Here is a 503-nt window from a genome sequence, read left to right on the forward strand (position 1 = left end):
ACGCAACCAGAAGCTCAAATTTTAGTGAAAGACCCTGTTCTTAACCGCACGTTGAGCGTAGCGAACCGCGGCCATAACTCCGCAGTACTATGGAACCCGTGGGCGGAAGGTGCACAAGGGATGGGAGATATGGCTGACAATGGCTATGAAACCATGCTGTGTGTGGAATCTGCCCTTCATGCACCAAGTATTGAAGAAGGCAAGACTCTTGAGCCAGGCGAGAGCTACGAGCTCGTGACAGTGATTGCTGCACAATAATCTTCCTAGGCCGGCTCATCCGGCCTTTTTTTGAAATCATTTCCGTTCTTCCTCGGTCACTTTCTAACTAACTCATTGGTTATCTGAGTTTTTTGATAATTTAATTAATAGATATCAAAAAAATTATTCATATAAACCGATAGCATGCCGATACAAAACTCATAAGTTATAAATATATCAGGAAGACATTCCATGTTAGAAAAGTACAGAAATCAAAGTGTTGGCTTTCAACTAAAGTTAGTCAT

The 503-nt window shown here is 41.9% G+C and carries 1 pseudogene; it reads left to right on the plus strand.

The annotated features are described in order from the left end of the window. Window positions 1–258, plus strand: a pseudogene (locus R7Q46_RS30680) (D-hexose-6-phosphate mutarotase); the annotation flags it as partial. Window positions 259–503 lie beyond the last annotated feature (245 nt).

The sequence above is a fragment of the Vibrio sp. 811 genome, from assembly GCF_033339195.1.